This is a genomic window from Mumia xiangluensis, assembly GCF_010994095.1.
GTDB classification, from domain to species: domain Bacteria; phylum Actinomycetota; class Actinomycetes; order Propionibacteriales; family Nocardioidaceae; genus Mumia; species Mumia xiangluensis.
The window spans coordinates 440,268-464,358 of record NZ_WJYO01000005.1 but is presented as its reverse complement, the minus strand read 5'-3'; the positions used below and the strand labels follow the sequence as shown (position 1 = coordinate 464,358).

18 protein-coding genes are annotated in these 24,091 nt (G+C 70.2%); 7 read left to right on the top strand and 11 right to left on the bottom strand.

All coding sequences use genetic code 11. The annotated features are described in order from the left end of the window. Positions 1-469 precede the first annotated feature (469 nt). The 8 genes from GH747_RS22455 to GH747_RS17540 form a co-directional block, all read right to left on the bottom strand. Complete coding sequence (locus GH747_RS22455; RefSeq protein WP_276208366.1) at positions 470-1,207, bottom strand: D-Ala-D-Ala carboxypeptidase family metallohydrolase; 738 nt, start codon at positions 1,205-1,207, stop codon at positions 470-472. Positions 1,208-1,357: 150 nt separating this feature from the next. Further along, the gene (locus GH747_RS17570; protein WP_163695739.1) at positions 1,358-2,695 is read right to left on the bottom strand and encodes a flavin monoamine oxidase family protein; all 1,338 of its coding nucleotides are present in this window, start codon (positions 2,693-2,695) and stop codon (positions 1,358-1,360) included. A gap of 423 nt (positions 2,696-3,118) precedes the next feature. Continuing rightward, positions 3,119-4,576 (bottom strand): aminobutyraldehyde dehydrogenase, encoded by a 1,458-nt coding sequence (locus GH747_RS17565; protein ID WP_149770906.1) that lies wholly within the window; start codon positions 4,574-4,576, stop codon positions 3,119-3,121. Between the two features lie 14 nt (positions 4,577-4,590). After that, positions 4,591-5,997 carry an NAD(P)/FAD-dependent oxidoreductase gene (locus GH747_RS17560; protein WP_149770905.1) on the bottom strand — a complete coding sequence of 469 codons (1,407 nt, stop codon included), beginning with the start codon at positions 5,995-5,997 and terminating at the stop codon, positions 4,591-4,593. Then, positions 5,994-7,091, bottom strand: coding sequence for an ABC transporter ATP-binding protein (locus tag GH747_RS17555; protein WP_149770904.1), 1,098 nt, complete (start codon positions 7,089-7,091; stop codon positions 5,994-5,996). The genes GH747_RS17560 and GH747_RS17555 overlap by 4 nt, the downstream gene beginning before the upstream one ends. Then, a complete protein-coding gene (locus tag GH747_RS17550) occupies positions 7,084-7,860 on the bottom strand; it encodes an ABC transporter permease (protein WP_149770903.1) in 777 nt (258 codons plus the stop codon). Before GH747_RS17550 ends, GH747_RS17555 begins: the two co-directional genes overlap by 8 nt. Further along, on the bottom strand, positions 7,857-8,756 hold the full coding sequence (locus tag GH747_RS17545; protein WP_205603001.1) for an ABC transporter permease: 900 nt from the start codon (positions 8,754-8,756) through the stop codon (positions 7,857-7,859). Before GH747_RS17545 ends, GH747_RS17550 begins: the two co-directional genes overlap by 4 nt. Continuing rightward, positions 8,756-9,868: a polyamine ABC transporter substrate-binding protein gene (locus tag GH747_RS17540; protein WP_149770902.1), complete on the bottom strand. Its 1,113-nt coding sequence runs from the start codon at positions 9,866-9,868 to the stop codon at positions 8,756-8,758. The genes GH747_RS17545 and GH747_RS17540 overlap by 1 nt, the downstream gene beginning before the upstream one ends. 211 nt (positions 9,869-10,079) lie before the next feature. Between GH747_RS17540 and GH747_RS17535 the strand changes: the two genes are divergently transcribed. The 6 genes from GH747_RS17535 (at position 10,080) to GH747_RS17510 (ending at position 16,897) form a co-directional block, all read left to right on the top strand. Further along, positions 10,080-10,718 carry a TetR/AcrR family transcriptional regulator gene (locus GH747_RS17535; RefSeq protein ID WP_149770901.1) on the top strand — a complete coding sequence of 213 codons (639 nt, stop codon included), beginning with the start codon at positions 10,080-10,082 and terminating at the stop codon, positions 10,716-10,718. Continuing rightward, positions 10,711-12,024: a glycosyltransferase gene (locus GH747_RS17530; protein WP_149770900.1), complete on the top strand. Its 1,314-nt coding sequence runs from the start codon at positions 10,711-10,713 to the stop codon at positions 12,022-12,024. The genes GH747_RS17535 and GH747_RS17530 overlap by 8 nt, the downstream gene beginning before the upstream one ends. A gap of 136 nt (positions 12,025-12,160) precedes the next feature. After that, positions 12,161-13,456 carry an aminoglycoside phosphotransferase gene (locus tag GH747_RS17525; RefSeq protein WP_153816636.1) on the top strand — a complete coding sequence of 432 codons (1,296 nt, stop codon included), beginning with the start codon at positions 12,161-12,163 and terminating at the stop codon, positions 13,454-13,456. Next, positions 13,453-14,418, top strand: a complete 966-nt coding sequence (locus GH747_RS17520; protein ID WP_149770899.1) for an SIS domain-containing protein — start codon at positions 13,453-13,455, stop codon at positions 14,416-14,418. Before GH747_RS17525 ends, GH747_RS17520 begins: the two co-directional genes overlap by 4 nt. 87 nt (positions 14,419-14,505) lie before the next feature. Next, positions 14,506-15,873, top strand: a complete 1,368-nt coding sequence (locus GH747_RS17515; RefSeq protein ID WP_149770898.1) for an HNH endonuclease signature motif containing protein — start codon at positions 14,506-14,508, stop codon at positions 15,871-15,873. Positions 15,874-15,967: 94 nt separating this feature from the next. Further along, positions 15,968-16,897, top strand: coding sequence for a hypothetical protein (locus GH747_RS17510; protein ID WP_149770897.1), 930 nt, complete (start codon positions 15,968-15,970; stop codon positions 16,895-16,897). Here GH747_RS17510 and GH747_RS17505 read toward each other — a convergent pair. The 3 genes from GH747_RS17505 to GH747_RS17495 all read right to left on the bottom strand — a co-directional run bounded on the left by GH747_RS17505 (position 16,881) and on the right by GH747_RS17495 (position 22,844). Then, a complete protein-coding gene (locus GH747_RS17505) occupies positions 16,881-17,633 on the bottom strand; it encodes a VOC family protein (protein WP_149770896.1) in 753 nt (250 codons plus the stop codon). The genes GH747_RS17510 and GH747_RS17505 overlap by 17 nt on opposite strands. 81 nt (positions 17,634-17,714) lie before the next feature. Next, on the bottom strand, positions 17,715-22,424 hold the full coding sequence (locus tag GH747_RS17500; protein ID WP_149770895.1) for a family 78 glycoside hydrolase catalytic domain: 4,710 nt from the start codon (positions 22,422-22,424) through the stop codon (positions 17,715-17,717). Positions 22,425-22,562: 138 nt separating this feature from the next. Continuing rightward, complete coding sequence (locus tag GH747_RS17495; RefSeq protein ID WP_149770894.1) at positions 22,563-22,844, bottom strand: Fe-S cluster assembly protein HesB; 282 nt, start codon at positions 22,842-22,844, stop codon at positions 22,563-22,565. Between the two features lie 177 nt (positions 22,845-23,021). Here GH747_RS17495 and GH747_RS17490 point away from each other — a divergent pair, with 177 nt between their 5' ends. Beyond that, a complete protein-coding gene (locus GH747_RS17490; protein WP_149770893.1) occupies positions 23,022-24,080 on the top strand; it encodes a glycoside hydrolase family protein in 1,059 nt (352 codons plus the stop codon). Positions 24,081-24,091 lie beyond the last annotated feature (11 nt).

Genomic DNA, 24,091 nt, shown 5'->3' with positions numbered 1-24,091 from the left:
CGTCCTGAGCCAGGATCAAACTCTCCGTCGAAAACCCAACCAAAGGCTGAGCCACAACATCAAACATTTGAACCCGGACTAACTATTTGCTGACAAATAATTTGTCACGGAATCATGACCCCAAAAAGGCCATACTGATTATCTCGTCGACTTTTAGCACACTGTTGAGTTCTCAAACATCAGACACACAAAACCCTCAACCCCAAACACGAGGCATCAGACCAAGGCGCGACCCCCAAACCTACAGCACCACCCAAAGCGACCCAAACAGAGCCACCGGCAGTCTTCAGAGAGGAGGAGTGCCACAGGACCGCGAACCCGACCAGACCGGCCTTGCCCGCCGCCGTCCCCGGCAACAAGAAGAACATTACACGGTCCCCCAAGCACCTCAACAGGGGGGTCCCCTTTGACGCGCATCCCCTGCGGCGCAAGGGATGCGCGTCGGTCGAGCACCGTTGCGGCGGCGCCCTCAGATCCCGCAGGTGGGGGCGGACCAGTGACGCGATGCCGGCGTCGCCAGGTGGACGTGGTCGTTGTGGTCGGGGTAACCGGGACCGAGGATCTGCGTGAAGCCGTGGTTGCGCGCCTGCCTCGCGATCGTGCAGAAGCCCTGCGACCCGGCGGCGAGGTCGGCGGCGTCGCCGTACAGGTGTCTGCTGTTCGACGCGCCTCCGACGGCGCTGTTGCAGGAGTAGCTGCGGAACCCGCTGTTGACGCCGAGCGGGCGGTCACCCAGCGCGTGCCGGAGCGCCTGGAGCTTCCACATGGTGACGAGCGCGTTCGCCTTGGCCGTCGCGGCTGACACCGCTCCCCCCGCCCAGGTGCTGTTGCACCGGTTGAGCTCGGCGTACGTGAAGTTGACCGGCGTGCAGTCGTCGTCCTGCAAGGCATACAGCTTCGCGTACGTCTGTGGGCCGGCGATGCCGTCCGCGGTGAGGCCGTACGCCTGCTGGAAGCGGGTGACCGCGGCCTTCGTCGCGGGGCCGAAGCTGCTGTCGAGCCCCAGCACGGCGCCGTACCCGGGATATCCGGACACGCGGATCTGGAGCTGGCGGACATCGGCGCCGGTCGCGCCCTGCGACAGGGTGCGGCTCCAGGTGAAGCAGGCGTCGGCGGAGGCAGGCGCCGCCGTGCCCACCACCCCCGACACGGTCGTGGCGAGCAGGACGGCGAGGGCGGCGAGGATGTGGCGCAGTGATCGGAACACGGTCGACCTCCAGGGGTGAGGAACCTTTTGTGCCAGGGATTGTCTCCCTGCTCGCGATGATCCTGAACCTCGAGGACGGCCGCAACCCGAGGACAACCGATACGAGCCGGGTCCCGCCTCACCGGAGCTCGGCGGGACCCGGCTCGCAGGTCAGTGCGCGGCGGCCTGGCCCCTGCCTCGCTGCGACCAGCCGCGCACCGGGGGGTTCGCGAGGAGCAGGTCCGCCTGCGCGACGCCCGAGTTGTACGACGCGTGGATGCTGCTCGTCTGGATGCCGGCCCAGTAGATGACGCCGTCGACCGGCTTGTAGATCTGGCTGCCGACACCCCGGCCGTACGCTCCCCACGCGAAGGGGTCCTGCGCCCAGTCGTGCATGACGGCGTTCTTGTACTTCAGACCGTTGTCACCCACCGCCTTGCGTACGACGTCGAGGGTCGCACGGTAGCGATCCCGCTGCGACAGCTGCAGGAGCTCGGCCGCGGCGGCGCCCGTCACCCACCCGGTGATGACCTGGCCCTTGTAGCGGGGCGCACCGATCGACGCGTTCCAGAGCGTCTTCGGGTTCCCTCGGAGCGGCTCGGCGTACCCGAAGTCCTTGCCGTTGATCGTCAGCACCTTGTGGTCGAACTCGAGAAGGCACTTGAAGATCGGCCGGTACTGGAACTGGTCGATCAGGGCGAGCTTGTCTGCCGGCAGCACGGGGTCGAACACGATCATGTCCCGCTTGAGGACTCCGGCAGGCACGGCGATCAGCGCCCGGGCGCTCTTGATGGCTCCGCGAGAGGTCTGCATCACGACGCCGTTCGCGGTGTACTCGACGTGCTTGACGACGGTGTTCAGCAGGACGTCCACCGGACGGGCGACCGCTCGCAGCACCTGGTCGTACCCACCGATCACGCGGTAGTCGCCGTCGTCGTGCTCGGGGTCGTTCGGGTTCAGGACCTCCGGCTCGGGGAGCTCGTCGGGGTGCAGCGTGTAGTGGATGCAGTCCGCCAGCGTGTCCAGGATCGACGTCGCCGCCATGTTGTAGAGCGGTTCGCTGTCGACCGCGAGGAAGTGCACGGCGGTCGGCCAGTTCTCGTCGGTGATCCCGATCTTGTGGACGAGGTAGTGCTCGGCCATCTCGCCGGGGTCCGGCGTCGGGAGCGGCTCGGTGTCGTAGACCGCCAGCCCAGCCGGCATCCCCTTCGGGAAGGAGTACGCCATGAGCGACTCCGGGTTGTGCCACGGCTGGGTCTCGTCGAGGCGGACGTAGTTGTCCGTGAACATCGCCGTCCGGATGTTCGCCTCCTGGACGTACTTCCACGTCGACGCGTGCGGGCCGCCGTGGATGAGCTCCGCGCCGCGCTCGATCGGGATCCCCATCGAGGAGCGGTCGGTGAACATGCGTCCGCCGATGCGGTTGCGCGCCTCCAGGACGACGACCTTCAGCCCGTTGTCGGCGAGCCGCCGGGCTGCACCGAGCCCCGCCGCGCCCGCGCCGACCACGACGACGTCCCAGGAGCCGAGCCTGCAGTCGCGGTCGCGCGGGCGACCGCTGCTGCTCCGAGCAGCAGACTCCTTCGTGTGACCTCATTCACCGTGCTGTCCTCCTCCAGGTGCAAGACCGCTCCGGTTCAGCCGAGAATCGCTTTTCACAACACGATGCAGAATTTGAGCGGCGGCGACTTCTGGCGCCTTTGATCAGCAATCTTCAGAGGTGCCGAGATTGCCGTCAAGACATTTCCTGAAGGAATCTTCAAATAGTTTCCAGTGCCGGAAATCCTTGAAATTGCAGGCATGCCGGGACGCCAGCCAGGAAAATGCGCGCAGGCTGGCACGAGGTGGACACTCTATTTGTTTGCGATTGATCCGTTCTTCAGAAATTGGATTATGCGCGTGCTCGGACAAAAACAATTCGTACGCGAGGGTTTACGCCGGGCGGAACGAGTCGTGCGCCTCGACGACCGCGTGCTTCACCATCACGTGGTGCGTCACCGTGTATTCGAGGACGGCTTCGTGGCTCATGTCCTTGCCGAACCCGCTCCCCTTCACCCCGCCGTGCGGTGCCTCCGAGGCGATCGGAAGGTGGTCGTTGATCCAGGTGACCCCGGCCTCGATCGAGTGCGTCACGCGCAGCGCGCGGGCGACGTCGGAGGTCCACACCGACGACGCGAGCCCGTACGCGCTGTCGTTCGCGAGGGAGATCGCCTCCTCCTCGGTGTCGAAGGGCAGCGCGACGAGGACCGGGCCGAACACCTCGTCCTGGACGATCTCGGACCGCTGGTCGGCACCGGTGACGAGCGTCGGCGGGTAGTAGGCGCCGACACCCTCGGGTACGACGCCTCCGCACGCAGCCTTCGCCCCGGCCGCGAGCGCACGCTCGACGAAGCCGTGGACGCGGTCGCGGTGCTCACGCGACACGAGCGGACCGATGTCGGTGGCCGCGTCGCGCGGGTCGCCGACGCGGATGCTGGACATCTTCTCGGCGATCGCCTCGACGACCGCGTCGTACGCCGACCGCTCCACGTAGACGCGGGTCGCGGCCGTGCAGTCCTGTCCGGAGTTGTACGTCGCGGCCATCGCGAGGCCCTGCGCCACGGCGGAGACGTCGGCGTCGGCGAAGACGAGTGCCGGCGCCTTCCCGCCGAGCTCGAGGTGGACGCGCTTCGTGCGAGGAGCCGCCGCTCCCATGACCGCTCGACCGGCGCGGCTGGAACCGGTGATCGACACCATCGCGACGTCGGGGTGCTCCACGAGCGCCTCGCCGACGTCGGCACCCCCGGTCACCACGTTGAGGACTCCGGCGGGCAGCCCGGCCGCGGCGGCGAGCTCGGCCAGGAGCACCGTGCTGCGCGGGGTGGTCGGCGCTGGCTTGAGCACCATCGTGTTGCCGGCGGCGAGGGCGGGTCCGATCTTCCAGATCGCCATCACGAGCGGGAAGTTCCACGGGGCGATGGCACCGACGACGCCGACCGGGCGCCGGATGAGCATCGACGTGTGGCCCTCGCTGAGCACACCGGCGCCGCTCCCCTCCAGCGACCGCGCCGACCCGGCGAAGAAGCGCAGGTTGTCCGTCGCGAACGGCAGCTCACCGTCGGCGAAGACCGCCGTGGGCTTGCCGGAGTCGGCGACCTCGAGCTTCGTCAGCGCGGCGGCGTGGTCGTCGAGGAGGTCGGCGAGCCGCAGCAGGATGCGAGCGCGCTCCCCCGCCGTACGGCGTGACCACCCGCCGAAGGCCGCCTTCGCCGAGGCGACGGCGTCGTCCACGTCGGCGGCTGAGGCCTGCCGGAAGCGTACGGTCGTCTCTCCCGTCGCAGGGTCGGTCAGCGTGATCTCGGCGCCGGCGCCCGCTCGGGTCGCGCCGTCGACGAACATTCCGTGCTCCATCGTCTTCTCCTCCATCAGCTGTTGAACCCCACTCCGAACCGGTCGAGCACGCGCAGCATCGCCGGCCGACGCCCCGTCGTGTCCTCCCGTGCGAGCTGGTGCCGCGTCGCCTGGACGATCGGGTAGCGCAGCGGCTCGGGCGGGAACGGGACGGCCCGCGCGGTGACAGCGGCCAGACGCGTGCGCTTGGTACGGCGTCGGCCGAGCAGGTCGAGCGCGACCTGCGCCCCGAAGCGCGACGACGCGACGCCGAGCCCGGTGTAGCCGACCGCGTAGGCGAGCCGGCCGGCGTACGCGGTCCCGAACACCGGCGTGAACCGCGTCGACGTGTCGATGATCCCCGCCCAGCGGTGACTGATCCCGATGCCCTCGAGCGTGGGGAACGTCGCGGTCAGGTGCTTGACCAGGAGCCGGTGGGACGAGTCGCGCTGCGCGAGCGACGCGTCGGTCTTGGCACCGTAGTAGTAGATCGCGTCGTAGCCGCCGAAGAGGATCCGGTCGTCCGGCGTACGGCGGTAGTAGTGGAACTGGTTGCCGGAGTCGGTCAGGCCTTGGTTCTCGGACCACCCGATCGCGGCCAGCTGGGCCGGCGAGAGCGGGTCGGTGACGATCACGTGGTCCCACACCGGGATCGTGTAGGCACGGATGCGACGCAGCAGCGGCGGGAACGCGTTCGTCGCGACCACCACCTGGCGGCTGAGGACCTCACCGTGCTCCGTGGCCACCGCCATGGCATTGCCGCGGCGCTCGATGCCCGTCACGGCGGAGCGCTCGTGGACACGGACGCCGCGGCCGCGCGCCACCTCGAGGAGCCCGGCGACGAGCCGACCGGGGTCGACCAGACCGCCACCGCTGCGGACCCGCATGCCCGCGAGGTACGTAGGCGAGTCGACGTCACGGCGTACGTCGTCGGCGGACAGCAGCGACACGTCCTCGCCGTGCTCGCGGTGCACCTCGTACGACCGTGCGAGCGCCTCGACCTCGTGAGGGCGGGTCGCGACGACGGTCTTGCCGCACAGCCGCAGCCCGGCATCGACGCCTTCGCGGTCGAGGAACGCGGCGATCTCCGCGACGTTCTCGCGGCCGAGCCGGACCAGGTCGCCGAGCTCGTCCGGCCAGTTCGCCGTCCCGTGCGCGAGCCCGTGCGTCAGCGAGTCCGACACGAACCCGCCGTTGCGGCCGGACGCGCCGCACCCGACCTCGCCGCCCTCCAGGACGACCACGTCGCGCGACGGGTCCTCCTCCTTGGCGAGGATCGCCGTCCACAGGCCAGTGAATCCGCCGCCGACGATGGTGAGGTCGGCGCGCGCCGGCCCGGGGAGGCGATCGGTGTCCTGCGAGGGCGGGGTGCGATCGGTCCAATACGGGACGGGCCTCGCTTCGGCGACGAGCCTGTCGATCGCGGCGTCGGCTCGCGTCACAGGCTTCCCCCGACCACGACGGCGGCGTCGGCCGTCCAGTGGAGCGAGACGGTCGCGCCGCGCTCGACGGTCGAGACGCCGCTGACCGCGCACAGCACAGGGTCGGCGTGGCCAGGCACGTCGACGGCGACCGTGGAGACGCCGCCGAAGAACTGGGTCTCGACGACCTGGCCCTCCATCAGGCCGGCGCCGGGCGCTCCGAGGCGGGTCTCCTCGGGGCGTACGACGAGGTGGGCGTCGCCTGTCACGTCACCGACCGGGTGTCCAGGCAGGAGCCCGACGTCGGGGACGTGCAGACCGCCGTCGACCACACGGCCGGCGAACCGGTTGCTGTCACCGATGAAGTCGGCGACGAAAAGGTTGGCGGGCCGCCGGTAGGTCTCGACCGGCGTCGCCACCTGCTGCACGCGGCCGTGCGCCAGGACGGCGAGGCGGTCGGCCATCGACATCGCCTCCTCCTGGTCGTGGGTCACGACGACGAAGGTGATGCCGACCTCCTGCTGGAGGCGCTTCAGCTCCAGCTGCATCTGCGAGCGCACCTTGCGGTCCAGCGCCGAGAGCGGTTCGTCGAGCAGGAGCAGCTTGGGCCGCTTCACGACCGCACGAGCGAGCGCGACCCGCTGGCGTTGGCCTCCCGAGAGCTGGTGCGGCCTTCGCTTCGCCGTCGTCGAGAGGCCGACGGTCTCCAGGACCTCGCCGACGCGCTGGCGGATCTCCTGCTTCGGCAGCTTCTCCTGCTCCAGGCCGTACGACACGTTCGCCTCGACCGTCATGTGCGGGAACAGGGCGTACGACTGGAACATCAGGTTGAGCGGTCGCCGGTGCGGCGGGAGCGCCACGAGGTCCTGGCCGCCGAGCAGCATCTCGCCGCTGTCGGGGCGCTCGAACCCGGCGATCGCCCGCAGCAGCGTCGTCTTGCCGCAGCCCGACGGGCCGAGCAGCGCGAAGAACTCGTTCTCGGCGATGGTGAGGCTCACGTCGTCCAGCGCAGTGACGGCGCCGAAGCGCCGGGACACGTGGCGGATGTCGACCAACGGCTCCATGGCGCCTGTCGTCTGTTCGACGTCGGGGGTGGTCACGTGGGTGTCACTCATCGAGGGCCTCCGTACGTCGGCTCAGTCGGGCGGACGCGATCACTACCGTGAAGCTGACGAGCAGCAGCACGGTGGCGAGGGCGTTGATCTCGGGCGTCACGCCGAAGCGGACCATCGAGTAGATCGAGATCGGCAGGGTCGGGGTGGTCGGGCCGTTCGTGAAGAACGCGATGACGAACTCGTCGAGCGAGAGCGTGAACGTCAGCAGCGCTCCCGCGATCACCGCCGGGGCGATGGTCGGCAGGGTCACGCGACGGAACGTCGTCAGCGCGCCGGCACCGAGGTCGCGCGACGCCTCCTCCAGCGCCGGGTCCGCCTGGACGAGCCGGGCGCGTACGACAGCGACGACGAACGCCATGCCGAAGACCGCGTGCGCCAGCATCACGGAGAACAGCCCGAGCGTCATCGAGATCAGCGAGTAGAACGCGAGCAGCCCGATCGCGAGCACGAGGTCGGGCATGATCGCCGGCGCCATCGCGTACGCGTCGAGGGTCGACGAGCGGGTGTAGCGGGCGAGTCCGACAGCGAGCGTCGTCCCGAGGACCACGGCGATCAGCGTGGCGCCGGTCGCGACGAGCAGGCTGTTGCCGAGCGCGGTGAGCAGGTCGCCGTTGCCGGCGAGCTTCGTGTACCAGCGGAGGCTGAGACCGTCCATCGTGAACGCCGACCGACCGCCGTTGAACGACATCACGACGAGGACGGCGATCGGGAGGTAGAGGAAGAGCATGCACAGCGCGAGCGGCAGGCGCAGCCATCCGAGGGACCTCATGACGGCCCTCCTGTCGAGAGGCGTCGGCTCACCCGGGACTGCACGAAGAACAGCGCGACGAGCACGACGATGAGCACCAGCGCCAGCGTGGCCCCGAACGGCCAGTCACGAGCCTTGAGGAACTGGTCGCGGACGACGTTGCCGACCATCACGAACTTCCCGCCGCCGAGCAGCTCGGGGACGATGAAGTTGCCGAGGCTCGGCACGAACACGAAGATGCAGCCCGTCAGCACACCCGGCAGGGTGAGCGGCCACGTGACGGTGCGGAAGGCCTTGAACCTGCTCGCGCCGAGATTCGTCGCCGCCTCGCGGAGCTCGGGGTCGAGCTTCGAGATCGACGCGTAGAGCGGCAGGATCATCAGCGGCAGGTACGCGTAGACGAGCCCGACGACGACGGCGCCCCGCGTGTAGAGCAGCGTGAGCGGGTCCTCGATGACGCCGATCCGCTCGAGCGACCGGTTGACCAGGCCCTCGTTGCTGAGCAGCACGATCCAGGCGTAGGTGCGGACGAGGAAGTTCGTCCAGAACGGGATCACGACCAGCACCAGCGCGATGGTGCGCAGGCGGTCGGGCAGCATCGCGATGGCGTACGCGACCGGATACCCGATCAGCAGCGCGAGCACGGTCGCCGCGCCGGCGATGACCAGCGAGTCGACGAGCACGGCCCTGTACGTCGGGGAGAACGCGCGCGCGAAGTTGTCCCACGTGAACTCGTAGACGACACCGCCGAACCGGCCCCGCTGGAAGAACACGTAGCTGAGCACGAGCAGGACCGGCACCGCCATGAAGGCGGACACGTAGCCGAGCCCTGGGACGAGGAGCGCAGCACGCTCCCACCGGGAGGAGCGCTCAACGGCGCCCCTCCCGGTGGGAGTGCTGCTGATCAGGTCGGTCACTAGCTCGACGTGATCTCGGTGACCAGCTGCGTGTACATCGTGGCTGCCTCGCCGAGGTCCGTGAGCGACTCACCCTCGAGCAGCTGCTCCGCGGTGACCTGCAGCGGCGGGTACTGCGCCTTCAGATCGGCCGGAAGCATGTCCATCGCCTTCTGGTTCGGGACGTTGTAGAGGATGTTCTCCGCCGCCCACGCGCCGTTCTCCGGCTCGAGGAGGTAGTTGATGAAGGCGTGCGCCGCCTCCTTGTTCTTCGAGGTCTTGAGGACGACCATCGTGTCGACCCAGAGGTCGCTGCCCTCGTCCGGGACGACGAACTTGATGTTCTCGTTCTCGGCGGTGCCGTAGTTGCACCAGCCGTCCCACGCCTCGACCATCACGGCCTCGCCGGAGATGAGCCGCTCGTAGAACGTGGTGTCGTCGTAGGCGAGCAGGTTCTTCTTGGCGGCGACGAGCTTGTCCTTGACCTGCGCCATCTCGTCCTCGTCGGTCGTGTTCGCCGAGAAGCCGAGGGCCTTCTGTGCCGGAAGCATCAGCCAGCGGTCGGTGGCCATCATGGTGACCTTGCCCTTGTACTCGTCGGCAGGCTCGAGCAGGTCGTTCCAGCTGGTCGGCGCCTCGTCGACGAGGTCGGCGCGATAGCAGATGCCGGTGGTGCCCCACGTGTACGGGACGGAGTTCTTGTTGCCCTCGTCGTACGAGAGGTTCTGCACGCCTTCGGCGAGGTTGTCCATGTTCGGGACGAGGTCGGCGTGGATCGGCTCGACGAGGCCCTGCTCGGCGAGCGCCTGGGCGAACTGGCCGGAGACGAACGCGACGTCGATGCCGGAGTCCGACCCCGCCGTCAGCTTCGCCATGAGCTCCTCGTTGGTGGCGTGGTTGGTCACCTCCATGGAGGCACCTGTCGCCTCCTCGAACTTCTCGGCGACGTCCTCGGGCATGTAGTCAGCCCAGTTGGACACGACGATCGACTGCTTGCTGAGGTCCGCATCGGGATCGAGGTCGGATGCGGAGTCGTCCCCGTCGGACCCGCCGCACGCGACGAGTGCGGCGGCGAGGACGAGCGACGCCGCGGCGGCCAGCGGGCGGCGGCCGGTGAACGCGAGTGCCTTCATGGTGGCTCCAGGTGTGCGAAAGAGTGACCCGCATGGTGCGGGTGGACCCACATTTGCATCCCCGTTGAGGATCTGACAAGACCCGAAACACAAGATAAATGGACGAAACACATTCGTCACTGAAGAAGTCTTCAAATTTCTGACGAACAGTGCGAGGCTGTCGGACAATCACCACGCGCACCTTGCGGCGCATCGACGGGAAGGGGGTCCGATGGCGAAGACCCAGGGCCAGAAGGACCGGCGCGCGGCGCTGATCAGTGCGACCCAGAAGGCCGTCATCGCCCACGGCGCCGACGTCAAGCTGACCGAGATCGCCAAGCAGGCGGGCCTCACGTCAGGAGCGGTGCTCTACCACTACCCCGACGTCCAGTCGCTGATCCTCGAGGCCAACCGCGCCGGCACCGAGCGGTTCTACGACGAGCGCATGCAGATGATCGCGAAGATCGACGATCCGGCCGAGAAGCTCGTCAGCACGATCCGCTCCGGCCTCCCCACCGACGCCGACGACGACGCGGTCAGGTTGTTCTGCGAGCTCGGCGGCGCCGCACGGCGGCACCCGATCTACGGGACGCTGCTGACGTCGCTGTACGACCGCCAGGTCGCGATGTACCAGGTGATCCTCGAGACCGGTGCTGCCCGCGGCACGTTCGACCTCCGCCAGGAGTCGCTGACCATCGGACGCAACCTCGTCGCGCTCGAGGACGCGTACGGCTACCGCATGATGGCCGGTCACCCGACGATCGACCACGAGGTCGCCTGCGAGCTGCTGCTCGACTACGCCCGTCTCGCCACCGGGCACCCGCTCATCACCAAGGCTGCTCTTGACGAAGGGACACCCACCCATGACTGACCGACCTCTGACGATCCTGTTCATGCCGGAGTCGGCGTACGGACCGACGAACCAGTGCGTCGGCCTGGGCGACATCCTTCTCAAGCGAGGGCACAAGGTCGTCTTCGCGGCCGAGGCGTCGTGGAAGGGCAAGCTCGAGCCGCTCGGGTTCGTGGAGGCGCTCGTCGATCTCGCCGAGCCGGCCGAGGGCGCCGTGGAGGAGGACGCGGGCAAGTTCTGGACCGACTTCATCGCAGAGACGGCCCCGGAGTTCCGCAAGCCGACGATCGAGCAGCTCGAGTCGTTCGTCGCCCCGACGTACCAGGCGCTCATCGACGGCGCCGTCTACTGCGAGCCGCAGCTGCGCGCGATCATCGCCGAGCACCGGCCCGACGTCATCGTCGAGGACAACGTCGTCACCTTCCCCGCCCTGATGACCTCCGGGGCGCCGTACGTCCGCATCGTGTCGTGCAACCCGCTGGAGGTGCGCGGCAGCGACGACCTGCCGCCGCTCTTCGCGGGCTATCCCGTCGCCGACCGCGACGGCTGGGACGCGTACACGAAGCGTTTCGACGAGACCCACCGCGAGATGTGGGACGCGTACAACAGCTGGGTGCAGGAGCAGGGCGCTCCCCCGCTGCCCGAGCTGGAGTTCATCCACAGCTCCGACACCCTGAACCTGTACGTGTTCCCCGAGGAGGCCGACTACCACGACGTGCGGCCGCTCGACGAGACCTGGGCGCGCATCGACTCCAGCGTGCGTGAGACCGACGAGGACTACGTCGTGCCGCCGGAGGTCGCCGACCGTCCCGACGACTCCGCGCTGATCTACCTGTCGCTGGGCTCGCTCGGCGGCGCCGACCTGGGTCTCATGCAGCGTCTCGTCGACGTCCTCGGCACGACGCGCCACCGGTTCATCGTGAGCAAGGGCCCGCGCGCCGACGAGCTGACCCTGCCCGACACGATGGTCGGTGCGCAGATGGTGCCGCAGACGAAGGTCATCCCGCAGGTCGACCTCGTCATCACCCACGGCGGCAACAACACCACGACGGAGTCGCTGCACTTCGGCAAGCCGATGATCGTGCTGCCGCTGTTCTGGGACCAGTACGACAACGCGCAGCGCGTGCACGAGCTCGGCTACGGCATCCGGCTCGACACGTACGGGTTCGGCGACGCCGAGCTCGTCGACGCGGTCGAGACGCTGCTCACCGACACGGCGCTGCGCGCGCGGGTGGCCGAGATCGGGGAGGCCGTCCGCAAGCGCGACGGGCTGCGCAAGGGCGCCGACCTGATCGAGAAGGTCGGCCTGGAGCACGTGGGGGCCTGACATCGACGCACTCGCCGACGCCGTACGAGCCGCGGATCCCGCCGACGTCCTCCCTGCACGACACGCAGCGGAGGCAGGCAGGGTCCGCGGCCCGCTCACGCTCGTCGCGTCGACGCCGCTGTCGCCGGCGGTGACGTTGGCGGTGGTCGAGGACGCCGACGGACGCCGGTTCGCCGCGCCGCTGGTGCGTGACGGCGACCGCGTACGGCGGGCGCTGCCGGGTGACGGCGCAGCACTCGCGCTGGTGTCCCACCTCTCGCTGGTCGAGGCGCCCCTCCCCCCGCTGGTCGAGGCGCCCCTCCCCCCGCTGGTCGAGGCGCCCCTCCCCCCGCTGGTCGAGGCGCCCCTCCCCCCGCTGGTCGAGGCGCGAAGCGATCGAGACCACCCCTTCACCCTCACCACCTGGCAGCACGCCCCCGTCGACAGTGAGCGCGCCATCGACGTCGACCAGTCCAACGAGTCCGTGATCGTCCACGGGCCCGGTGGCGGCGCTGTCGTGAAGTGGGTCGTGCGTGTGAGCGACGGGGACGACCCGGCTCCCGCACGCGTCTCGCGGCTCGTCGACGCGGGGTTCGAGGCGATGCCGACGCCGTGGGGCATGGTGCAGTGGGAGACCGCGCCCGGCGGGCCGCTCGCGCTCGTGGCGATGGTGACCGAGCTCGTCCGCGACGCCCGCGACGGCTGGGAGTGGGCAGTCGCGTACGCCCGGGCGTACGCGTCCGGTGCCGCGTCGCTCCACACGACCGCGACAGCGCCCGGCGAGACCCTCGGCAGGATCGTCGCCGCGATGCACCTCGGGCTCGCCGACGCCGTGCCCCCGGTCGCCGACCCCGAGCGCGCCGTGGCCTGGCGCGACGAGGCCACCGCCGGGCTCGACGACGCTCTCGCGCTCATGGACGGCGACGAGCTCGTCCGCCTCGAGTCCCACGCGGACGCGCTCCGGGAGGAGCTCGGCGCCCTCGCCGACGCTGCGGGCACTCCCCTGATCCCGATCCACGGAGACCTCCACGTCGGCCAGGTCCTGCGCGGCGCGGACGCGTCGTACCGGGTCACCGACTTCGACGGCAATCCCGTCGCCACACCTGCGGAACGCCTCGCGCCGCAGCCCGCGGCCGTCGACGTGGCCGGCATGGCGCAGAGCCTCGACCACGTCGCGTACGTGGTGCTGCACCGCACCCCCGGTGTCGACGCCGACGCCGTCCAGACCTGGCGTACGGCGGTGGTCGGCGCCTTCCTGGCGTCATACCGTGCGACGCTCGCTGCGGCCGGTCGCGCCGCGCTGCTCGACGAGGCGCTGCTCGCGCCGCTGCGGATGCGGCAGGTGTGCCGCGAGTACGTGTACGCGGGCCGGCACCTGCCTCACTGGCGCTACGTGCCGGACCGTGCCGTGCGCGACCGCTACGAATCCCCGACGGAAGGGTCCGACCGATGAATCCCGACGCGTTCGCCGCTGACCTCGCCGAGAAGCCCGACCGCCTGGCCGAGCTCGCTGCGGCGCTGGAGGCCGACGCCCCCTGGGCACCGGTCGGACTCGATGCCGGCACCGCCGACCTCGTCTTCCTCGGGATGGGGTCGTCCCACTACGCGTCGAGCGTGGCGGCGGCGCGACTGCGGGCACGAGGGATCCGGGCGGTCGCCGAGCTCGCCAGCAGCGACCTCCTCCCCCGGACAGGACCGGGTACGACCGTGGTCGCCGTGTCAGCGTCCGGTGGCTCGCGGGAGACGCTCGACGCCCTCGACCGCATCGGCGACACCGGTGCACGGGTCGTCGGGATGACGAACACCGACGGCTCCGCACTCGCCGAGCGCGCAGACGTCGTCGTCCCGATGCTCGCCGGGCCCGAGCACGGTGGCGTCGCGTGCCGGTCGTACCAGCACACGCTCGCACTGCTGCTCGCGCTGGAGGCTGGGCTGACCGGTCGGCCGATGCCGGTGGCGCTGGTCCGCGCCGCCGCCGAGGCCTCCGCCGACCTGCTCGAGCGCGAGGCGTCGTGGTTGCCGTCGGTCACAGCGGCGGCGCTCGGACCGGACGGCACGCACCTGGCGGCGCCGGCGCGTCGGTTCAGCTCGGCCCAGCAGTCGGCGCTGATGCTCCGCGAGGGGCCGCGCCTCGCCGCTGTCGGGTGCGAGACCGGCGACTGGGCGCACGTCGACGTGTATCTGACGAAGAACACCGACTACCGGCTCGTGCTCTTCGGCGGGTCGCGCTGGCTCGACGGTGTCCGCGAGTGGACCGATCCCCGCGGAACGACGATCGTGTCGGTCGGCGAAGACCTGCCGACCGCGACGACGACGGTGCGCTACCGCGGCGACGAGGACGACGACGTACGCCTGCTCAGCGAGACGCTCGTGATGGAGCTCGTGGCGGCACGCCGCTGGCAGGCGCAGTCGTAGGCGCAGGCGCAGGCGTCGTCGTAGTGGGCGGCACCGCGGTCTGCACGGCAGTTCTGGGGTGTCGGTGGTCGCCCGTAGCGTGGTCGTATGGCGTTGGTCGGCGAGCTCGATCCGGGTCACCTCCGTGAGGTGGCCCGGTGTCGTGCTGCGGCTGAGGCGGCGGAGTCGGCGGCGTTGCTGGCTGCGGACGAGGCTGGCCAACGTGAGGCTGCGGCGATGGAGTCGGCGCTGCAGCGGCAGCTTCATGTCCGCGCCCTGCGGATGGAGATCGCTGTGGCGGCCGGTCTGTCGGAGGGACAGCTGCAGTCTCGACTGCGCGAGGTGCGTGACGTGCGGGACCGGCTGCCGTCGGTGTGGGCCGCGCACCGGGCCGGGCTGGTCGACGGCTACCGAGTCCACCTGGTCGCCGAAGCGCTCGGTCGGCTGGACGGCGACGCGGCGGCCGAGCGCCTGGGCGCGAAGGCCGTCGCCTACGCGCAGTCGCACACCGCGAGCGAGCTGCGGGCGTGGCTGCGCCGGTTCGTCGCACGAGCCGAGCCCGAGGCGCACGCCGAGCGAGCCCGGCGCGGCCGTGACGACCGACAGGTCGCGGTCCGGCACGGGGACGACGGCATGTCCGAGCTGTGGGCCCTGCTGCCGACGCTGCAGGCCGCGACGATCGACGCCCGCCTGCGCCGGGAGGCCGGCCGCCTGTGCGACAGCGCCGACGGGGCCGAGCCCAGCGACAGCGCCGACGGGGCCGAGCCGCAGGAGGGACGTGACGAGCGGACGCTCGCGCAGAAGCGCGCCGACCTGCTCGTCGCGTGGGCGACCGGCCCGGCGGCGACTGCAGACCAGTCCCCCTCCGGACGCCCGGCGGTCGACGTGGCGGTCGTGATGACCGCCGAGGCGCTGGCCGGCGCGACGGACGAACCGGTCGTGTCGTCGGACGGCGCGTGGGTGATCCCCGCGCAGGACGTGCGTGACCTCCTCGCCGACCGGGCGAGCGACAACCTGTTCTGGCACCGCATCCTCACCACCTCTGCCGGCCGGATGCTGGACCACACCTACCTGGGCCGGTTCGCGCCGGACCTTCTCGCACGTGCGGTGCGCCTACGAGACGGCGTCTGTCAGGCGCCCGGCTGCACCGCGCAGGCAGAACGCTGCGATATCGACCACCGCGTCCCCTGGCCACGAGGCACGACCTCGGGGAGCAACCTCTGGCCGCTGTGCCGACGCCATCACCAGCTGAAGTCGCACGGATACCTCACGCCCGTCGCCCGCGACCGACCCGATCGCGACGAGCGCGACTGGGCCTGGCGGCTCCCGTCAGGTCGGATCGTCGCGGCCGAGCGCCGCCTCGACGAGGCCGCGGCGCCCGCCGACCCGGCCCCGGACGCGCCCGCCCACCCCAGCTCTGTGGTCGAGCGCTTTCTCAAGCAGCTCATCGACCGACACGCGAGGACACCCGGCTGAGCGTGCAACACCCGCGCCGCTGGCCCGCCGCTGCGGGAGCATGAGAAGGCCGGTCGCCGCGCGGCCGCCGGGCTTCCGGAGGAGGCGGTCGACCGTGACGCAGCAGTCCGTCCCGCCGAGCCCTCCGCCGACCTCCAGCGACCTCGAGCTGATGATGCGCTCGGTGATCGGTCTGCTCGAGCGCAAGCCGGCCGCACGGACGTCACGCGCTCATCCTGAGGTGCGCAAGGTCCTCGAGCGGGCCCTCGATCGGCTCACGGCGCTGTCGAGCCTGGCGGGTGTCGGATCGGATCCGACCTTGCGCGACACCCGGATCGGCGCGATCCGACGCGAGCACGCCTGGCTGACCACGGCGACGCCCAAGAACCCGCCGTCCGAGGAACAGGCGTGGGCCCTCGTCGACGAGCTGCAGACGCTCTGGATCTGCACGGCGAGCACCGCCGCCGTCGCCGACGCCGTGAGCCGAGTGACCGAGCCCCGGGCACCGAAGCAGCTCCCGGACGCGGACAAGCGCGACTGGCTCCTCGGCTCGCACATCGAGCACCAGCGGGCACGGGGGCGTGCACGCGCCCGGCAGTCGCTGCGCGCTCGCTACCTCCGTAACGCCGGGTTCGCGCTGACGACCCTCGTGGTCGTCGGCACCGTGGTCGCGGTGGTCGTCGGAGACGACGACGGTGTCGTCCTCCTGTGCGGCCTCGCCGGCGCGATCGGCGGCACGCTCGCCGGCGCGCGGAGCATCCGCGACTCGCGGCGGCTGCGCGACGCGCTCTTCTTCCAGACCTGGTGGTGGGTCCAGCCGGCCGTCGGCTTCGCGGTCGGGCTCTTCGTCTATGCGCTGCTGGCGTCGTCGGTCATCATCCTGCCCGGTTCCGACTCCCCCGAGGCGATGCGCCAGGCCACGAGTCGCATCGTCTACGCGTTCGTCGGAGGGTTCTCGGAGCCCTGGCTGCTCGGCATCCTCACCCGACTCGGCGGTGCCGCGGACAAGGCTGCCGAGCCGAAGCCGGCTACCCCGGGTGGGTGAGGCGCGTGCGGGAGAGGAACGCCTCCGGCGTGCGTGACTCCAGCAGCTCCACGAGCACGCCGTCCCCGGTGGTGCCGTAGCAGACCGCCGCGATCCCACCGCTCGACTCAGTGACGTCGTGGTGCCAGGACATGCCGGGGATGCTCCCGCGTACGGTGTCGATTCCGTCGACGTCGAGGCACAGGTGGTTCACGCCGAGGTCGACCGGGCGTGCGGGGTCGGCATCAGCCCCGCCGCGCACCTCGACGGCCACCGGCCCTGGGACCGGTGGCAACGGGTTCGCGTCCGCATCGACCACCTGCACGAGGACGCCGATGAGCCCGGTCGGCCCGTCGGCCTCGACGAGCGTCACCGGAGTGCCGTCGGGACAGGTCACGCGGCGCTCCGCCAGCGGCGTACCACCCGCCTCGACCGCGCGAGCGTAGGAGGCGTCAGGGTCTGCCGACGCCCACACCAGCCCCTTCACCCCAGGAGTCCCGGCAGCTCGCGTCGCAGGCGTGGGTGACGAGAACGCGAACAGCTCCATGAACGCGGCGTCCGTACGGAGCAGCACCACCTCCGCGGCGGTGCCCTGGGTCGCGAGCGACTCATCTGCCGGCGCCGTGCCGGTGGGCCACCCGAAGGCGCCATGCTCGCGAGCCGACAGCCCGTCGACCCAGAAGCGGCGCGCCGCCGCGAGGTCAGCGACGCTGATGCCGACATGGTTCAGCGCGATCACGTGCCCGGCGTTCTCCATGGCGGGAAACCTATCGGTCCGAGGCAGCGGCGCGCGCCGGCCGTCGAGGATCGCCCGACGACCGGCGCACGAATTGCGGGCCTACCCGAGCGGGCGGGTCCAGACGTCGGCGATCGACGGGTCGTAGAACGCCGAGTCGTCCTGGTTCTCGAACGTCACGCGCACGGTCCCGTCGGCGGCCGCCAGCTCGGCCGGTACGACGACCTCGTACGTCTCGGTCCCTGCGCCGGCGGTGCGCACGTGCGTGCGCAGGAGCACCTCCGTGCCGTCGACGTACACCTTGTAGCGCTTGGTCTGCGCCTTGTCGTACGTCTCGACGGCACGGAGCACGAACGCCTTACCCGGTGTCACCGCGAGGTCGAACTCGAAGTGCGAGAACGGGGTGAGGTGGCCCGCGTAGCGGCGTGTGACGCCGGCCTCCCTGCTCGTCCCCGACGAGCTCGACGCCGTGAGCCCGTGTGCCTGCTCCGAGGCAGCGTCGCCGAGGTCGACGTGGTCGAGCGCGTCGGCGACCGACGGATCGATCACCACCGTGACACCCGCACGCGTGTCCGCGAGCGTGTCGCCGCCTCGGACGAACTGCGCCTGGAGCGTCTTTGCCGCACGCGCACGGTCGGTGTCTCGCGGCACTGCCACCGAGACGGAGACCTCGCGCGACTCGCCGCCCACGAGCGTGACCGGCACGGGATCGGGCGCTGCCCATCCCTCCGGCACGACAACCTTGACGGCACCCACGAGGTCCGTGCGGCCGAGGTTGCTGACCCGCGCCGACAGGGAGACGTCTGCCCCTGGGCGTACCTCGTCCGGGGTGACGGCCGCCTGGTCGAGCGCGACCTGCGACGCCACCGTCAGCTCGTACCCCCGCCGGACCGCGAAGCGGGCCCCCGAGATCTCGAACCCCACCTGTACTGCGGCCGACTCCGTGCCCGGGAGCTGCGTCTCGCCGACCGTCAGGGTCGACTCACCGCTCTTCTCCTCCCCCGCGTCGAGCGCCTTGGCGAGCGAGGCCGCCGGTCCGGCCTTCCACCCCTCGGGAAGGTCGACCGCGACGCCGGTGACGTTGCGAACCTGTCGCGCTCCGGCATTCTTGGCCGTCACCGCGACGGCGACCTCGTCACCAGGTCGTACGGCGTCGGTCGGTCCCGACGCCGTGAACGTGAGCCCCACCAGGTCGGCCACCGCGGTCGAGACCGACCCGCGCGCCGCCTTGGCCGCCTCAAGCAGCGTCGCCTCGTCGGCGTCCGAGAGTCCAGCGACCGCGACGAGGCCGTCGATCGTCTGCAGCGCGTGCTGCGCCACGAGCAGCGCGTCGGCCGCCTTCGCGTCGCGATCCTGCTGCGCGTGGTCGAGTGCCCGGTCGGTCGCCACGTCGGCGCCGGCCACTGCCACCCGGATCAGTGTCTTGACCGCAGTACGGCCTCCCTCGACGTCACCGGCCGCGGTCCGAAGTGCGCCGATGCGCTCGGAGGCCGCCCCGACGAGCCCGGCCTGGCGGTCCGAGACGAAGCTGTACGCGCCGGAGCCGATCTCGACGACCACGTCGCCGTCGTCGTACGCGACGTCGTGCACACCGTCCGCGCCGGCGACCGGACGGCCGCCCTCGGTGACGGCACCGGCGTTCGCGGCGGGGACACGGACGGTCGCGGTCGAGCCGACCGGGACGTCGACGTCCAGCGTCAGCCGATTGCCGCTGCGGCGCCAGCTGCTGGAGACCTGGCCGTACGGCGTCTTGGTTGACGCCTTCGCCCACTGCATCGTGTCGGTGACCTCGGGCGCGATGCTGATGTTGCGGTAGCCCGTCTTCTGCGACGGGCTGATACCCGCGACGTCGTGGTAGAACCAGTCGTCGACGGTGCCGAGGAAGTAGTGGCCGCGCGAGCGCGCCTCCAGGGCCCAGTGCTCCCACATGCTCGTGCCGCCGTTCTCCGTCATGTAGCCCCAGCTGGGGTACGACGTCTGGGTGGCGAGCTGGAACGCGACGTCGGCGTAGCCGTGGTCGGTGAGCACCGGCAGCAGATACTTCGTGCCGAGCACACCCGTGTTGAGGTGCATGCCCTTCGCCTTGACGTCGGCGACGATGCTCGCCGCGACCGCGTCGGCCGTCTTGTCGTCCGGAGTGAGCCCGAACGCGAGCGCCAGGACGTTGTGGGTCTGGCGGTAGCCGCGGTCGCCGCTGCCCCGGTAGTAGCCGGCACCAGCGTCGAGGAAGCGCTCGTTGAAGGTCTTCTTGACGACGGCCGCGTTCTGCGCGAACGCCGCCGCGTCGGCGTCCTTGCCGAGGAACTGCGCCGACTGCTCCATCGACGTGAGCATCGCGTACAGGTACGCCGTGCCGGAGACGCGGACGTCCTCCGGAGCGTTGCCGCCGGCCGGGCTCGCCTCGGGGCTGACCCAGTCACCGAGGCGCGGGTTCGTGACCAGGCCCTTGTCGGAACGGTTGAACTCGAGGTCGACGTACGTCTTCATCCCGTCGTACGTCTGGCGGAGCGTGCGCGAGTCACCGCCGTACTGGTAGAGCCACCACGGGATCATCACGTACGCGGAGTGCCACGGCGGAGCGACGCCCCACGATCCCCAGTTGCCGGAGCTCGGGGCGATCACGAGCGGCGCGCCCTCGGCGTCGCGTGTGTCGTTCATATCCGTGACCCACTTGGCGAACAGCTCGTGGACGTCGAGGTTCATCATGAACATCTCGGCGCCGACGGCCGCGTCTCCCGTCCAGCCGTTCTTCTCGAACATCGGCGTGTCGGTCGGGATGCCGTGGATGTTGTTCTTGAGCGTGTCGACGACGGCACGGTGCACGTCGTTCATCACCGGCTCGGAGCTCTCGAACGAACCGGTCTCGGCTGCATCGGTGTGGACCGCCTTCGCCGTGAACGCGCTCGGCGGGGGCGCCGCGTCACCGGGCCAGCCGGTGACCTCGAGGTACTGGAAGCCCTTGTACGAGAACTTCGACTCCCACGACTCCTTCTCCCCGGTGCCGGCCAGGATGAACCGGTCGGTCTGGAAGCCGGACTGGAACCCGCCGTTGTTGGAGAAGTTCGGGCGACCGTCGGACTTGAGCTTCTCGCCGTACTGAGCCTTGACGGTCGTCCCAGCGGGTCCCTTCACACCGAGCTCGACCCAGCCCGCGAGGACGCGCGGGAACTTCACGACGTAGACGCCGTCGGCAGGCTCGGTGATCTCCTCGGCCGGAAGCGACTCCGTCACGCGGATCGGCTGCTGGCGCTGGTTGACCAGCTCGCCCTTCGGGCCGGCGACCTCGCTCGCCGGCGTCCAGGTGGAGGCGTCGAACCCGACCGTGTCGAAGCCGTCCTGCTCGAGCCGCGCGTCGTACGTCTCTCCGGCGTACAGGTCGTCGAAGACCGTCGGGCCGTCGTGGATCGTCCACGAGTCGTCGGTCACGACGTCCTGGGTCGTGCCGTCGGCGTACTCGAGATGCAGCACCGCACGGGCGACGGGCTCGTCGTGCCACGGCGGCGACTCCCAGCGCCAGACGTTGCCTCCGGTCATGCCGTAGAAGCCGCGGCCGAGCTCCATGCCGAGAGCGTTCTTGCCGGCCTCGAGCTGGTCGGTGAGGTCGGTGCCGACGTACTGCGCACGGTCGTCGTAGTCGGTGAAACCGGGCGACAGCACGTCCTTGCTGATCGGCGCGCCGTTCAGGGTGACGTCGGCGTATCCGCCGGCAGCGACGTACAGGGTGGCGGCGTCGAGGTTCTTGCCGACGGAGAACTCCTTGCGGAGCAGGGGAGCAGGAGCCGTCTTGCCCTTGGGCGGGCGGACGCCGTTGCCCCACTGCCCGCTGCCGTACGGCGCCAGGACCTTGGCCGTCTCCCACGCCGAGTCGTCGAAGCCCGGAGCCTCGAAGCCGGCAGGAATCAGCTTGCTGACCTTCCAGGTGGCATCGGTCGTCGCCACGGAGGTGGTGCCGTCGGACCAGGTTGTCCGCACCTTGGCGAGGAGGCCGCCGGGTGAGCCGGCACCGTTGGTCGTGCGGACGGCGATGACGTTGCGGTCCGGCTTCAGCGCCGCCTTGTACAGGTGCGACTGCTGCCACTCGTTCTCGGCGCCCTGGGTCTCGCCCAGCAGCTCGCCGTTCAACCAGACACGGAACGAGTCGTCGGCGGTGATGAGGACCTCCGCCGACGTCGCGGTCTTGCCCTCGGGTGCGTCCCAGGCTCGCCGGAACGCGCGCGGCTCTCCCGGTGCACCGCCGGTGGTCGCGTCGGACGACCAGATCCACGAGGCGCCGGACATGTCGAGGCTGGCAGCGTCGTCGGTGCGGGCGTTGCCGATCCATGCGCTGCCGGCCCAGTCGTCCTCGTCGAGCAGCCCGGTGCGCAGCTCGCTCGATGCACTCGCCTTGCCTGCAGTCGTGACGACGTCGACGCGCCACACGTAGTGGGTCGCGGCGGCGAGCCGTGGACCGTCGTACGCGACGTTGGCCGACTCCGCCGACTTCACGACGCCGCTGTCCCAGGTCGCCTTGTTGCCGGTGAGATCGCGCTCGTTCGTCGCGACACGGATCCGGTACGAGGTCTGGGTGACGTCGCGGCGGTCGGTGCGGATCCCCCAGCTGAACCGGGGCTTCTCCAGGTCGATGCCGATCGGTGCACTCTTCTTCTCGACCTCGAGGTCGGCGAGCGTGACCTTGGCCGAGGACTGGGAGGAGCTGGTGCCGACGGCGGGGGCCGCGTTCAGCGCCGGGAGCATCAGTGCAGCCGCCACGGTGAGAGCCGCGGCGACACGGCGGGGGTCACGTGGTCGGGGGTCGGACGAGGGGGGCGTCACGGTTCTCCTCGGTATTGGAACGATTCAACGAGGGAACGTAACCACACGCGATGTGACGCGGACAACACAGGTGACCGGTTACGGCCACCGCACACGGGGCAGGGCCGATGCCGGCCCTGCCCCGTACGAGGTCAGTGACTAGCCCGGCTGCTGGCCGAGCGCGAACTGGACCCCACCCTCGGGGGTCACCTGAGCGTCCAGGACCTTGTCGTCCAGGAGCTCGGACGTGGCGCCTTCGATGTAGACCTTGGCACCGCCGCTCTCGACCACCTGGTCCCCGGGTTCTCCCACGGGGACGGCGGCGACGGCGAAGCTGCCGTCCGTCGGACCGCTGATCCGCAGTCCGGCGTCTGCGGTGTCGATCCGGTCGGCGACCAGCGCCGTGACGACCTCGGTGGCGTTCTCGGTGAGGGTGAGCATGGGCTCTCCTTTCGTCGTGAACAGTCCCCCCACCGTTGCAGGGGCGGCCGGCGCATTCAAACGACGCGTTCGCCATCGGCAGCTGAACCCTCACGCCCGTACGCTGCTCGGAGCCATCACCTCTCAGGCCTCTCGGAAGGGACAGCGATGTCACGGACCAGAGCTCGAATCGCATCGGTGGGCGCGTTGACCGTCGCCCTCGCTGCCGCCGCCACCCTCGTCGTACCGGCCGCGCACGCCGCGCCGCCGGACCCGCCGATCCTCAAGAAGTGGGCGAACCCGGGGATCGCCAAGGTGGGCAACGGCTACGTCATGCTGCACACCACCGACTGGGCCGCGAAGGGCGCGGCTGCGAGCGCCTCGAAGCCCAACGGCCCGTGGAAGATCGCGAAGGACCGCCCGCTCCTCACGAAGGCTCCGAAGTGGGCCACGGCCCCGGCCGGAGCGAAGCAGAGCCGCAGCGTCTGGGCACCGTCGCTGATCCGTGGCCGCAACGGCACGTGGGTCGTCTACTACGCCGCACCCGTCCGTGGCAGCTCCAGTGCGCCGCGCTGCATCGGCACCGGGACCTCCACGAGTCCGCTCGGGCCGTTCGTGCCGGACGCGCGCCCGATCGCCTGCTACAAGGGCAGCGGGACAAAGCCCAAGGACGCGGTCAAGAACGAGCGCAGCACCAGCCTGATCGACGCGACCCCTTCCGTCGTGAAGGGCCAGACCGTGCTGACCTACAAGACGTCGCACGCCTACAAGCAGAGCGGCCGCACCATGTGGCACACGACGATCCGGATGCTCCGGCTGAACCCGGACGACCCGACCAAGGTTCTCGCGAACCCGGTCCACAAGAACGGGGCCAGCATCCAGCTCACGAGCGTGCGCCACAAGTACATCGAGGAGAACCCGTCGCTGATCTACCGCGCCGGGAAGTTCACGCTGTTCACGTCGTGGGGCTGGTACGGCACGCGTGACCAGTACTGGACGCGCTACCGCCAGAGCAAGCAGCTCTGGAAGGCCTTCCCGAAGTCCACCCGCACCCTCGGGTTCCCGAAGGGCACCCGCACGTGGGGCCGCGGCAACGCGCAGGCGGTCGTCGGGCTGAAGAAGGGCACCTGGAACTTCTTCTGGAACGGCCACCGCCCCAAGAGCGTGCGCGGCGAGGGCCCGAAGTACCTGTACGTCGGCAAGCTCGCGTGGTCGGGCGGCAAGCCGCGGGTGTCGAAGGTCTACAAGCGAGGCTGACGATCGGCGTC